The following is a 13977-nucleotide window of genomic DNA, read 5'->3' on the forward strand; positions in this document are numbered from 1 at the left end:
CAGTTGTTGTATAAGTAAGCATAGTTCTTTGCTCCCTTTCTCCTCTGATTTTGAAGTTAGTATACTACATGTTTTTTTGAATGAAAAGAAAAATATAAAAATTTTTATAAAAATACGTTTTAAAGATTAAATATTTACCTATATTTTTCTTGTACTGGAAAATAAGTGAGAGATTGGCAGAAGAGTGAAGCATGTTATAATACATATAGAATTAGAAGGTGACAAGGGGCTATTGTAGATGATGAGTAAGTATGAACAAATTTATACAGAAATCAGTAAATCTATTGATAATAAACAATTAAAAGAGGGATGCAAAATTCCATCAGAAACAGAATTAATGAAGCAGTATGAGGCAAGCCGAGGCACGGTAAGAAAAGCTGTAGATTTACTGCAAGAGCGTGGATATGTGCAAAAAATTCATGGAAAAGGTGTTTTTGTTTTAAAGCGAAAAAATATTGAATTTAATTTTGGCGGTATTGTAAGTTTCCAAGAAGAAAATGAACGTTTAGGACGTCATTGTATTACGGAAGTTGTGGAAATGGACAAAGAAAAAGCCACAAAAGAAATTGCGAAATTATTAAATGTAAAAGAAAAAACAGAGATTGACCATATTAAACGTGTACGAAATATTGATGGAGAAAAAGTAATTTTAGATATAAATCATTTTGTATCTGAATTTATTCCAGGATTAACGAAAGAAATTGCAACAGCATCGATTTATAAATACATCGAGAAAGAGCTTGGGCTACATATTAGTTATTCGCAGAGGGTAATAGAAGTACAGCCATGTACAGAGGATGACAGAAAGTATTTAGATTTAAATGGAACAGACTATGTTGTCGTTGTGAAAAACTTTACACATTTGTATGATGGAAGTCAGTTCGAATATACAGAATCACGCCACCGTTTAGATATTTTTCATTTTTCGGATGTGGCACGCAGGAAGTAAAGAGGTGGAACAAAATATTGTTTCATCTCTTTTTTTATAAAAAAAAAACACGAACTCGTATATACGAGTGTTGACTAACTTATATATACGAGTTAATATGTAATTGTAAACGGTATCAAAAAAAGAAAAGAGGGACGGGAATATGGGGAAAGACTATCGTAAAACAGCAGAGGAAGTGTTGCAGTATATTGGTGGGAAAGACAATATTGAACAAGCTGCACATTGTGTGACGAGGCTCCGTATCGCTTTAAAAGATGAAAGTAAAATAGATAATGATAAATTACAGTCTGTTTCATTAGTGAAAGGAGCGTTTCATAACGCTGGTATATTTCAAGTTGTAATTGGTCCAGGGGATGTAGATCGTGTTTACGCTGAATTGATAACGCTTGCAGGTATGAAAGAATCGACTGTAGCTGACGTAAAAGACTCTGGAAATCAGAAGTTAAATCCAGCTCAAAAGTTTGTAAAAATATTTTCGGATGTATTTATGCCTATATTACCAGCGATCGTAACGGCTGGTTTACTAATGGGTATTAACAATCTATTAGGGGCAAAGGACTTATTTTTTGATGGGAAAAATTTATTAGATGTTTATCCGAACTTAGGTGGGCTTTGGGATTTAATTAATATGATGGCCAATACAGCATTCGTATTCTTACCAGCACTTGTCGGGTGGTCAGCAACGAAGCGTTTTGGTGGTAGTCCAATACTAGGGATTGTTATGGGATTAATGCTTGTGCACCCGGCCTTATTAAACGCTTGGGACTATGGAAAAGCAGCGACTGGTTTAGAGGGTCAAAAGATTGAGTACTTCAATATTTTAGGACTATTCCAAATTGAGAAGGTAGGATATCAAGGACAAATTTTACCTGTTTTAGTAGCAGCATTTGTATTAAGTAAAGTGGAAATTTTCTTAAAGAAACATGTACCAAATGCAATTCAATTATTAGTTGTACCAATTACAACAATCGTTGTGACAGGTGTGTTAGCACTAGGAATTATCGGTCCGGTTACACGTCATATTGGAGATTTATTAACAGTAGGATTAGTAGGTGTATATGAAACAGTACCAGTAGTTGGAGCAGTATTATTTGGAGCGTTATATGCACCCCTTGTAATTACAGGTATGCATCATATGTTTATTGCAATTGATTTACAATTGATTGCACAACATGGCGGTACATTTATTTGGCCGATGATCGCTCTTTCTAACATTGCGCAAGGTAGTGCGGCACTTGCGATGTTCTGGATTTCTAAAAATCAAAATGATAAAAGTATGGCATCAACATCAGCCATTTCAGCATACTTCGGTATTACAGAACCAGCGATGTTTGGTGTGAATTTACGAAATAAGTTCCCGTTCTATGCAGCGATTATAGGGTCTGCTGTGGCAGCGATATTCATTACATTAAATGGTGTATTAGCACCTGCTATCGGAATTGGCGGATTGCCAGCATTTATTTCTATCATTCCGAAATCGATTCCAATGTTTATTGTAGGAATGATTATTGCAGTTGTAATCCCATTTACTTTAACATGGTTATTTGCAAAAAGAGTCAAACAGAAGTAGGAGGAAGTTAAACATGAAGGATTGGCATAAAAGTGTAGTCTATCAAATTTATCCGAAGAGCTTTAATAGTTATTACAATAGAGAAACCGGTGATATAAAAGGGGTTACAGAGAAACTAGATTATTTAAAAGAACTCGGAGTGGATTATATATGGTTAACACCGATATACCAATCACCACAAAATGATAATGGATATGATGTAAGTGATTACTACAGCATTGATCCATCTTACGGAACGATGGAAGAGTTTGAAGAACTTTTAGCAGAAGCGAAAGTACGTAACATTGAGATTATGCTTGATATTGTTGTAAATCATAGTTCGACTGAACATAAGTGGTTTAAAGAAGCGAAGGAAGATAAAAATAGTCCATATCGTAATTACTATATTTGGCGTGATGAAAAAAATAATTGGCAGTCTAAGTTTGGTGGATCTGCTTGGAAATATGAGGAGAAGACGGAGCAATATTATTTACATTTATTTGATGAAACACAAGCAGATTTAAATTGGGAAAATGAAAAACTTCGTGAAGAAGTATATGATATGATGCGTTTTTGGCTGGATAAAGGGGTAACAGGATTCCGATTAGATGTCATTAACTTAATTTCAAAAGACCAATGCTTTTTAAACGATGAAGGTAGTACTGCGACAAGTGATGGACGCAAGTATTATACAGATGGTCCGCGTGTTCATGAATATTTACAAGAGATGAACCGAAATGTTTTTGCAGGAAAAGATGTCATTACAGTTGGAGAAATGTCATCTACGACAATTGATAATTGTATTAAATATTCTAATCCTGAGCGTAATGAATTAAGCATGACGTTTAGTTTCCATCATTTAAAAGTAGATTATCCGAATGGTGATAAGTGGACGAAAGCAGAGTTTGATTTTATTAAATTAAAAGAGATTATGTCTAACTGGCAAATTGAAATGCAAAAGGGCGGAGGATGGAATGCGTTATTTTGGTGTAATCATGACCAGCCTCGCATCGTGTCACGCTTTGGTGATGATGGAAAGTACCGAAACGAATCTGCAAAAATGTTAGCGACAGCCATGCACATGCTGCAAGGAACGCCTTATATTTATCAAGGGGAAGAAATCGGTATGACGAATCCTAAATTTGAGTCCATCGAGCAATATCGTGATGTAGAATCGTTAAATATATACGATATAAAGCTAAAAGAAGGGCTATCAAAAGAAGAGATTATAGGGATTTTAAAGCAAAAATCTCGTGACAACTCTCGCACTCCGATGCAGTGGAATGAAGAGATGAACAGTGGTTTTACAACAAGTACACCTTGGATTTCAGCGGCTGAAAATTTTAAAGAAATAAACGTAGAGAAAGCATTAGAAGATAAAGAGTCCGTATTTTATCATTATAAAAAGTTAATAGAGCTTAGAAAAACGTATGATGTAATTACAGAAGGAGAATATGCTATTTTGGATAAAAATGATCCTAAAATTTGGGCATATACTCGTACTACAGAAAGTGAAGTACTACTTGTTATAAATAACTTCTATGGAGAAGAAATAACGTATTCAGTACCAGCGCACGTTCAGTTAGATGGAATGAAACAAGAAGTACTACTTTCGAATTATAAAGATGCCAGCAAGGATATTGCAAAACTTAACTTAAGACCATATGAATCAATTGTGTATCGATATACGAAATAAAAAGGTTGTATGCCCGAGCGGCATACAACCTTTTTATTTTAAGACACCACTATACAAAATGCTTACTTCTACTTCAGGTTTGAATTTTACTTTTGCATAATCTTTATTCCAATTTTTTTTCTTCCATAAGTTAGGATGATAAGCGATAAGATGTCTTCCAATACCGAAAGCATCACAATTTGCTTTTTGTAGTTTTCGTGTTATTTTTTTCGCTTCTTTCGTGAGTTGTTTAGAAAGTTCTTTATTTAGTTTTTCTCTATCGTCCATTGTATACATATTATCTCTTGGAGATTCAAGTGCTATAACTTTTAATTGGAGCTTAATGTGAGCATAAACATTTCCTTTTTTATCTGTTGTTATTTTTAAGTCGCGTTTTAATTTTCGATTACTAATTTCCATTGTTAAATAATCAGATGTCTTCTCAGATTCATCACTAGTCAGTTTTTGGGTTATACGGGCACTTGTTCCCATTTTTCCGGTTAATAACACGAATAAAACAGATTGTTTCAAAGGTAAATGCCCAGTTAATTTATCATTGTTAAATAAAGCTAACCCGTTTGTAACTACTTCTTTTCCTTTTATTTTTATAGAAGGAAGGGTAAAGTCTTTACCGGGATCTAACATTTTTGTAGCAGCTGTTTCTAAAGTTTCTTTTGGAAATACACTCATATCTTCTAAGCTTTTCACTTTTTTCTTTAGAAAATCTCCAATTAGTAAATTTCCTATTTTCTTTTTTTCGAGTATCTCCGATGTTTCACCATCTACTGCAATAAGTTTTACTAAAGCAGTTGGGTTTGTTGGATCTCGAAAGCTGACATCTAAATAGGGGAGTATACCCTTTTTTAGAATTTTGGTTCCGAGTAATTGAACACCATATTTAAAATAGCGAATATTCCCAGTCACATTTTTTTTTAGGGCATCGCCTGTATCCATTATGTTATGCCCGGTTGCTGAATATATTTCATTCTCAAATGAAGATTGCTCTCCGCTTGAACTTTTTACGAGCTCGATTGTTTGCTGGAGTTTATTCTCTTCCGTAATATCAGCTCCAACGCTATAAGCTAAACTTGCCTCCCTTAATGGTTCTTGATCCCAACAGCCAGAAAGGAGGGAACTAGCACATAATATTAAAAGTAATTTAACTCTTTTTTTGAACATACTGTTCTCCTTTCTTATTTCGTATCACAGAATAAAGTAGAAATAAAAGAGGAAGGACAACTATGAAAATATAGGTGAACTTATCAGTGAAAGTTGAAATTACTTTTAATTCTTCAGGTGTATCTATAAATAAGGCTACACTAAAAGCAATAATACCAACGATTGGAACAGCCTTTTTATGATTAGCAAGGTTGAATATATGTCCAATTCCGATTGAAGCAGCGCAGTAATAACTAGCAATAGAAGCGACAACTGTTATCATCCAAATTGGGATGAAGATTAGGTCCGTTCGATCTATAATTCCAATATGCAAGGAGCGTAATAAGTAAGCAACTGGCTCTGGAATAAGCTCAATTTGCTTTGGACTAAATACGATAAAGCAAATCCAAACGGTAAAAGTATAAAAAAGAGTTACAAATCCATTGGCGATAGAAATGGCCTTCAGTTTTGCAATAGAACTCCCATTTACTTTTGGGAAAGCGATAAGAATAATTTCAAAACCATACATGGCTGTAATTGTTTCCTTGGATGCTTGAATTATATTCCACCATCCGGCTTCTGTAATAGGAAAAATATAAGAGAAATCAGCTCGTGAAAGCCCTAGGGCAATTAAAAGGGCCATTGGAATAATGAGAATAGAGGCCATGACATAAAATCGTACGATGACTTTAAATGTGTTATAAGCTACATAACAACAAGCTACTGTACATAATATGAGAATTGCAGACCACGGAGTTGCGTGTAAAACCCATACTTTAATGACGTTACAAGCATTCAACATAACCGTCATACCGATAAGGGTAAAATAAAAAACATAAGAAAAGCCCAATAGTTTTCCTAACTTATTACCAAATAGCATACAAACACTTTTATACATATCTGCATCAGGAAATCGTTTTAAGAAAAGCCACATAAGTAAAATAATAAGTTGAATGGCAAGCCCCGCGATGAGCGCAGAAATCCAACCACCACCTTTTGCTATCGGATGAAGCCGGTTAGGTAGAGATAGTATACCGACCCCAATTTGGCATTGAATAACGAAAAAGGTAAATTGAACAAGTGAAATTTTACTTTGCGTGTTTGTCACCGTCCTCATCCTCTCTCGTTACAGGTTGGCGCTGCATTTTTTTCGGTTTTGGATCATGTGGTCTTTCCCAAAATGACCAAATTGGTAGTCTTATGAAAGAATCTTTCATATCTTTAATCCGCATCGGGGCAACAGGAGAAAGATATGGTGTATGAAATGAATGAAGCTGACATAAGTGAACGAAAGTTATAATGAGACCGAATGATATTCCTACATATCCGAATATGGCAGCAAGGAGCATTAATGGAAAACGAAGAATCCGAACTGCTGAACTCATATCGTTTGATGGAACGAGAAAAGATGAGATTGCAGTTAAAGCTACAACGATGATCATTGTGTAAGAAACGAGTCCAGCTTTTACAATTGCATCCCCAATTACTAAACCACCTACAATACCGATTGTTTGTCCAACGCGGCTCGGCAAGCGAATACCAGCTTCTCGTAATAACTCGAAAATTAACTCCATTAAGAGAGCTTCAAAAATAGGAGGAAGCGGTACTTTCTCTAATGAAGCTTTAATCGTATACACAAGTTCGAGCGGTAACACATCAGGATGAAAAGCGACAGTTGCAATATATAAAGCTGGTAAGAGAAAGGCAATTAAAAAACTTACTAAGCGAATCATTCGGACGAAAGAACCGACAATCCAACGGTTATTATAATCATCTGGTGATTGATAAAAAGCGAATAACGTAACCGGTACGATGAGTGCTGTTGGATCTCCGTCAGATAAAATAGCAACACGCCCTTCCATTAAATTAGCAACAGTTCTATCTGGACGCTCTGTATTTAATTGCTGCGGAAATGGGGAGAAAGACGTATCCTCTATAAATTCTTGTATGTATCCTGGTGGCATAAGTGCATCCGTTTTAATGGTTTCCAATCTTCTTTTCACTTCTATAACTAAATCGTCATTCGCTATATTTTGCATATAAGTAATTGCCACTTTCGTGTGCATTTCTTCACCGAGTGTAAAATACTTAACAACTAAATTTGGACTCTTAATGAGTTTACGAATAGAGGTTAAATTAGTTGCTAGATCCTCTACAAAACCAGTATGTGGACCGCGCACAACTCCTTCATTATCAGGCTCTGCTATATCTCTCTTTAAAGATAAGGCTGTTTCGAAAATACAAAAACTGTCGACCTGTTCATGAAAATATAAGGATTTACCTTGTAATAAAAGTTGTATCCCATAATTTAAATTCGTTTCTTTTTTCATATTTAACGTAGAAAAAGATTTATCTAAAGATAAATCTGATCGCGTTAATAATGGCTCAAGGACTAACTGATGAATTAGATTTGGATCTGCTAAAGATTCGATACATAAGATTGTTCCTTTTCCGTTTTGAAAAGGGAGATCTAATTTTTTTATATCATCAGAATGAGAAAGTTTATTTTCAATGTAATTAATGTTCTCCGGAAGTGATGGAAACATATGCTTTTGGTTTTTACTCTCTTGTTGTTCTTTTTGCTCTGTCATAATTTCCACCTCTCTTAAAGTGCAATTGTTTCTGTTAATTTTTGTTGTTTGTGAGAAATTTATGCTTGAATTATTTTAAAAAAAAAGAGGATTGAAGGTTACGTTACATTGTCTTTTGTGCATTATTCAATTTCATAGCAGTACTTCTAACATTTGTGTCGAATTAAGAAGATATATAGGAGGGATATATATGGAAATAGCTGTAGAACGTGTTTTTACGAAAGAGATTTTAAAAAGAGCAGCGAATTTGTTTCATGTAACAGTAGAAGAAAAGCCACTTGGAGATTTTGAGAATTATATTTTTAAGGCGAAGGGTGATAATGATGAAGATTACGTATTACGTTTAACACATTCTTCTCATCGTTCTAAACAAGAGGTAGAGGCTGAACTAGATTTTTTACGATATGTTGCGGAGAATGGGGCAAAGGTAGCAGGACCTCTTTATTCAACGTCTCGAAATCTCGTAGAAGAAATCGTAGCAGAGGATGGGACTTTCTTTTTCGCTTCTTTATTTACATATGCAAAAGGTGAGCCAGTAAAAGGAGCAGAATCGCCTTATTGGGGAGATGCTTATTTTGAAGCGTGGGGAAAAGCGATTGGGCAACTGCATCGCCTTACAATGGATTATCCTAAAACAGACTACCGTGAAACGTGGGAAGAAGACGAAAGTGGAATTGTTAATGAATTAGAAGATGGTCAAGTGAAAGAGATTGCAGCGGTATTAATGGATGAAATTAAGGCTCTTCCAGTTGAAAGAGAAACGTTCGGTCTTATGCACGGTGATATCCATCAAGGTAATTTCCATTATGATGGAAAAGAGCTTACAATCTTTGATTTTGACGATGCAGCTTATAATTACTTTATACATGATTTAGCGATGGTTCTATACTACTCTGTTCTATTTACACCGTGGACAGCAGAAGAGAAGACAGATTTTGCTCGTAAACAGTTACAAGTGTTACGAAAAGGATATGAGTATGAGCACAGGCTGGCGGATAGTTGGTATGAATCGATACCACTATTTTTACGTTTACGTGATATAGGTTTATATGGAACGCTTCAGAAGAAGTTTAAAGGGAAAGATATGCCTGATAACTTCTTGAAATTATCAGAAGAGCTATACGAAAGAATTATTAAAAGAGAAGCAATTGTGAATATATAATACATTTAGTTCAAAACAAAGTATATAAAACAAATATATACTTTGTTTTTTTATACAAAAATATGTTTACTTTATTAAAATAATATTGTCCTGGATTCGGTATACACTTATAATTTTATATATATTCTGAATATTCTTTATAAAGAAGGAGGGGGAATGTTGGAAGCTTTCGTAAATTGGTTAAATAATATTGTTTGGAGTCCAGCACTTGTTTATTTATGTTTAGGAGTAGGTTTATATTTTTCCATTCGAACGAAGTTTTTACAAGTAAGGCACGTAGGAGAAATGGTGAAGCTAACATTTCAAGGAGAAAAATCAGAAGCTGGTGTTTCTTCATTCCAAGCGTTAGCACTTTCATTATCAGGACGCGTTGGAACAGGAAATATTGCTGGAGTAGCAACAGCGGTTGCATTCGGTGGACCAGGAGCTGTATTTTGGATGTGGGCAGTAGCCTTTTTAGGGGCAGGATCAGCTTATGTAGAATCAACACTCGCGCAAATATATAAGACGAAACATCAAGGGCAGTTTCGTGGTGGGCCTGCTTACTACATCGAAAAAGGTCTAGGAGTTAAATGGTATGCTTTAGTATTCGTTGCAGCGACAATTCTTGCAACAGGACTTTTATTACCAGGTGTACAAGCAAATAGTATTGCTGTAAGTTTAGAAACAGCTTTTGGTATTAATACTACCGTATCAGGGGCTATATTAGTTGTCGTATTAGCTCTTATCATTTTCGGTGGAGTAAAGCGGATTGTTAACGTAGCACAAGTTGTCGTACCGTTTATGGCAATAGGCTATATTTTAGTAGCTTGCGTCATTGTTGCTATGAATATTGAAAAATTGCCAGAAGCATTTATGTTAATTATAAGAAGTGCATTTGCATTAGAAGCTGCATTTGGTGGTATTATCGGTTTAGCAATTTCTTGGGGAGTAAAACGTGGTATTTATTCTAATGAAGCAGGGCAAGGAACTGGGCCACATGCAGCAGCAGCAGCTGAAGTATCACATCCAGCTAAACAAGGTTTAGTGCAAGCATTTTCCGTTTACATTGATACATTATTTGTTTGTTCAGCAACAGCATTTATGATGATTATTACAGGCATGTATAACGTATTTGATGCAAGCGGAAAAAACTTTATCGTTAATAAATTAAATGGTGCTCAGCCAGGACCAGGATATACACAGGCAGCGGTAGAATCTGTTTTCCCTGGATTTGGAAACGGTTTCGTTGCAATCTCGCTATTATTCTTCGCGTTTACAACAATTATGGCGTATTACTACATTGCAGAAACGAATATAGCGTACTTAAATCGTGATAAGGATCGTCCTTGGCTGTCCATGATACTAAAGTTTGTATTTTTAGGAGCAGTATTCTATGGCTGTATAAAAACAGCAGCAACGGCTTGGGCTTTAGGCGACATTGGGGTAGGAATTATGGCATGGGTAAATATCATTGCGATTTTACTATTACAAAAACCTGCATTAGTCGCATTAAAGGATTATGAAAAACAGAAAAAAGAAGGAAAAGATCCAGTATTCGATCCAGGGCCATTAGGAATTAAAAATGCTGATTTTTGGGAGCATGAATACGGGAAAGATAAGAAAGAAGAAGTATCTTAATAGAATAGAAATGAAGAAGCAAAGGGGAAACCCTTTGCTTTTTTTTATGGACAAATTGAAGCTAAAAGTTATTTTTGGGACTATTTTTGAATATAAAAAGAATGTACATGCGTTGTTAGGGGAAGGGGGGAGTATGTTGATAGAATTTCGTAATGTAAATAAATATTATGGTAACTTTCAAGTTTTGAAAAATATTAATGTGCAAGTGAAAAAAGGCGAAGTAGTAGTAGTTGTCGGGCCTTCAGGATCAGGAAAAAGTACATTGCTTCGATGTATAAATCAATTAGAGGCAATTACAGATGGAGAATTAATTGTACAAAATACAGAGGTACACAATAAAAAAACGGACATGAATGAATTGCGGCGAAATATTGGGATGGTCTTTCAACATTTTTATTTATACCCACATAAAACAGTTCTGCAAAATATTACATTAGCACCGATTAAAGTAAATAAAGTTTCCAAAGAAGAAGCAGAGAAAACAGCAATGCTTTATTTAGAGAAAGTAGGAATCCCAGAGAAGGCTAATGTATATCCGCATCAATTATCCGGAGGACAACAGCAAAGGGTAGCAATTGCTAGAGGACTTGCGATGCAGCCGGAAATTATGCTGTTTGATGAGCCTACGTCTGCTCTTGATCCAGAGATGATTGGAGAGGTACTTGATGTTATGAAGGCGCTGGCTAAAGAAGGGATGACGATGGTTGTCGTTACACATGAGATGGGATTTGCTAGAGAGGTAGCAGATCGGATTTTATTTATGGATGATGGTCAAATTATTGAAGATACAACACCGGCACAATTTTTTGCAAATCCTGAACAAGAAAGAGCTCGTTTATTTTTAAGTCGGGTGCTAAATCATTAGAGGAGGAATTTCATGCTTAAAATGAAAAAGTTATTTACTTTAATCGTATTTTCATGTTTATTCGTGCTTGTTGTTGCTGGATGCGGAAGTAAAAAAGATGAGGCAAAGGAAACAAATACGAAGCAAGGCGGGGCTGTTGAGCAAATTAAGAAACGAGGGAAATTAGTAGTTGGGGTGAAGAATGATACGAATTTATTTGGATTAAAAAATCCTTCAACAGGGCAGGTAGAAGGATTCGATGTTGATGTCGCGAAGGCACTTGCGAAAAAGATTCTCGGAGATGAAAAGAAGCTGGAGCTGAAAGAAGTAACGTCTAAAACACGTATTCCAATGCTGAAAAATGGTGATATTGATGCAATTATTGCAACAATGACAATTACGGAAGAACGCAAAAAAGAAGTGGATTTTTCAGATGTATATTTTAAAGCAGGACAATCGTTACTTGTGAAAAAAGGAAGCAATATTAAGAGCGTCGATGATATAAAACAAGGCGTTAAAGTATTAGCTGTAAAAGGGTCAACATCTACAAATAACATTCGTCAAAAGTCACCAGAAGCGACTGTATTAGAGTTTGAAAATTATAGTGAGGCATTTACAGCGTTAAAGGCAGGTAAAGGTGATGTGTTAACGACAGATAATGCGATCCTTTACGGAATGGCAAAACAAGATTCTAATTATGAAGTAGTAGGAAAAATTTTCACAGATGAACCGTATGGAATTGCAGTGCAAAAAGGGGCAGATGATTTAACGAAAGAGATTAATACTTTAATTAAAGACATGAAAGCAAGCGGAGAGTATGACAAATTATATGAGAAATGGATTGGACAAAAACCAGAAAAGTAGATAGTAAAAGTGAGAGGATGAGAGTACTCATCCTCTTCTTGTAAAGAAAGAGGGGAGAATATGTGCCTGATTTTTCTATATTAACGAATAACATTGATATGTATTTAGAAGGGTTTAAATATACAGTTATGTCTAGTGTAATTGCATTGATAGGTAGTTTTATTTTAGGAGTAATTTTGGCAGTAATGCGTATTGCACCTATTCGTATTTTAAATTGGATAGGATCAGCTTTTGTGGAGTTTGTAAGAAATATTCCACTCGTATTAATTGCATTTATATTTTATTTTGCTTTACCTGTAATAGGAATTACTTTAAATGGTTTTGTAGCAGGAACAGTTACGCTTACGGTATATACGGCAGCTTTTATTGCAGAAGTAATTCGCGCTGGTATTTTATCAGTTGCGAAAGGGCAGATGGAAGCTGCTCGCTCTTCAGGGCTAACGTATGTGCAGGCGATGTATTATGTTGTCTTACCCCAAGCAGTGAAAATTGTAATTCCCCCTTTAGGAAACCAGTTTCTCAATTTAGTTAAAAACTCCTCAATACTTGGAATTATTGCTGGTGCTGATTTAATGTATCAAGGAGATTTAATTTCAACGAAGACGTTTGTTACGTTTGATGTTTATATATTTGTCGGGATGTTTTATTTAATATTAACAATTCCGCTCAGTATGCTAGTGCGTTATTTAGAAAAACGCTTAGCAAAGGAGGCGGTGTAAATGGATTTTAAGGGAGCTATAACAGGTGATCATATCCTCTTTTTATTAAAAGGATTGCTCATTACATTAGAGGTAGCGCTCGTAGCAATTGTACTTAGTTTTATTATTGGAAGTGTAATCGGTATATTGCGCTACACGAAAATACCTGTCGTCTCACAAGTATTAGGAATTATCGTTGAAGTGATTCGAAACTTACCACTACTGTTAATTATATTTTTCACGTATTTTGCACTTCCAGAAGCAGGCTTGAAATTAGAAATTATAACAGCTGCAATTGTTGCTTTAACAATATTTGAGGCAGCAATGATATCTGAAATTGTTCGAAGTGGTCTGTTATCTATTGAAAAAGGACAGATTGAGGCCGCAAGATCTTCAGGATTAACGTATGTGCAAGCGCTTTGGCATATTATTTTGCCACAAGCATTAAGGAGAATGGTCCCGCCGCTTGTCAGTCAGTTTATTTCATTGCTGAAGGATACGTCGCTAGCGGTTGTTATATCACTCCCAGAGCTTATGCATAATGCTCAAATTATTAGCGGGCAGAATGTAAATTATATGATTCCAACGTTTATAGTAGTAGCTTGTATGTATTTTATCGTAAATTATAGTTTATCAATTTTATCGAGAAGGTTAGAACTTCGTTGACTCTTACAATATATGTAAGGGTTTTTCCTTGTTTATCCTTATTTTCCTCTAAATAGAATCTAAATCTTGCAATAATTAGATTTTTTATATTATTTTATCAGAAAAGTTTTAATTTTATATAGAAAATGTAATCGCTTTCGTGTATATTTTTATTATCAGAAAATTTTAACAAGACATAGGGGTATGGTAGGGGGAGGATTT

12 protein-coding genes are annotated in these 13977 nt (G+C 35.1%); 9 read left to right on the top strand and 3 right to left on the bottom strand.

The window, feature by feature from the left end:
• Nucleotides 1-238 precede the first annotated feature (238 nt).
• The 3 genes from treR (at nucleotide 239) to treC (ending at nucleotide 4194) form a co-directional block, all read left to right on the top strand.
• Nucleotides 239-949 (top strand): trehalose operon repressor, encoded by a 711-nt coding sequence (gene treR, locus AC1Q8L_RS26330; protein ID WP_000987242.1) that lies wholly within the window; start codon nucleotides 239-241, stop codon nucleotides 947-949.
• A gap of 142 nt (nucleotides 950-1091) precedes the next feature.
• Nucleotides 1092-2519, top strand: coding sequence for a PTS system trehalose-specific EIIBC component (treP, locus tag AC1Q8L_RS26335; RefSeq protein ID WP_000513942.1), 1428 nt, complete (start codon nucleotides 1092-1094; stop codon nucleotides 2517-2519).
• Between the two features lie 13 nt (nucleotides 2520-2532).
• Entirely contained in the window at nucleotides 2533-4194 is a 1662-nt protein-coding gene (gene treC, locus AC1Q8L_RS26340) for an alpha,alpha-phosphotrehalase (RefSeq protein WP_000656151.1), read from the top strand.
• 33 nt (nucleotides 4195-4227) lie between these two features.
• On the opposite strand, the gene AC1Q8L_RS26345 is transcribed toward treC, so the two are convergent.
• Genes AC1Q8L_RS26345 through gerKA form a run of 3 tightly spaced genes read right to left on the bottom strand, consistent with a single transcriptional unit; the run spans nucleotide 4228 to nucleotide 7922 of the window.
• Entirely contained in the window at nucleotides 4228-5352 is a 1125-nt protein-coding gene (locus tag AC1Q8L_RS26345) for a Ger(x)C family spore germination protein (RefSeq protein WP_000474045.1), read from the bottom strand.
• On the bottom strand, nucleotides 5333-6439 hold the full coding sequence (locus AC1Q8L_RS26350; protein WP_000185797.1) for a GerAB/ArcD/ProY family transporter: 1107 nt from the start codon (nucleotides 6437-6439) through the stop codon (nucleotides 5333-5335). Before AC1Q8L_RS26350 ends, AC1Q8L_RS26345 begins: the two co-directional genes overlap by 20 nt.
• Nucleotides 6420-7922 (bottom strand): spore germination protein GerKA, encoded by a 1503-nt coding sequence (gene gerKA, locus AC1Q8L_RS26355; protein WP_492339516.1) that lies wholly within the window; start codon nucleotides 7920-7922, stop codon nucleotides 6420-6422. Before gerKA ends, AC1Q8L_RS26350 begins: the two co-directional genes overlap by 20 nt.
• A 190-nt stretch (nucleotides 7923-8112) precedes the next feature.
• Between gerKA and AC1Q8L_RS26360 the strand changes: the two genes are divergently transcribed.
• From AC1Q8L_RS26360 to AC1Q8L_RS26385, 6 genes are all read left to right on the top strand, one after another.
• Nucleotides 8113-9084: a phosphotransferase enzyme family protein gene (locus tag AC1Q8L_RS26360; protein ID WP_000401646.1), complete on the top strand. Its 972-nt coding sequence runs from the start codon at nucleotides 8113-8115 to the stop codon at nucleotides 9082-9084.
• A gap of 159 nt (nucleotides 9085-9243) precedes the next feature.
• The gene (locus tag AC1Q8L_RS26365; RefSeq protein WP_000387158.1) at nucleotides 9244-10704 is read left to right on the top strand and encodes an alanine/glycine:cation symporter family protein; all 1461 of its coding nucleotides are present in this window, start codon (nucleotides 9244-9246) and stop codon (nucleotides 10702-10704) included.
• Between the two features lie 10 nt (nucleotides 10705-10714).
• Nucleotides 10715-11569 (top strand): amino acid ABC transporter ATP-binding protein, encoded by an 855-nt coding sequence (locus tag AC1Q8L_RS26370; protein ID WP_307839161.1) that lies wholly within the window; start codon nucleotides 10715-10717, stop codon nucleotides 11567-11569.
• Nucleotides 11570-11581: 12 nt separating this feature from the next.
• Nucleotides 11582-12412 carry a glutamine ABC transporter substrate-binding protein GlnH gene (gene glnH / locus AC1Q8L_RS26375; protein WP_000916491.1) on the top strand — a complete coding sequence of 277 codons (831 nt, stop codon included), beginning with the start codon at nucleotides 11582-11584 and terminating at the stop codon, nucleotides 12410-12412.
• A 62-nt stretch (nucleotides 12413-12474) separates the two neighbouring features.
• Nucleotides 12475-13131 carry an amino acid ABC transporter permease gene (locus AC1Q8L_RS26380; protein WP_001112667.1) on the top strand — a complete coding sequence of 219 codons (657 nt, stop codon included), beginning with the start codon at nucleotides 12475-12477 and terminating at the stop codon, nucleotides 13129-13131.
• The gene (locus tag AC1Q8L_RS26385; RefSeq protein ID WP_000345981.1) at nucleotides 13132-13776 is read left to right on the top strand and encodes an amino acid ABC transporter permease; all 645 of its coding nucleotides are present in this window, start codon (nucleotides 13132-13134) and stop codon (nucleotides 13774-13776) included.
• Nucleotides 13777-13977 lie beyond the last annotated feature (201 nt).

Source organism: Bacillus sp. GW823-FHT06A11, assembly GCF_058795355.1.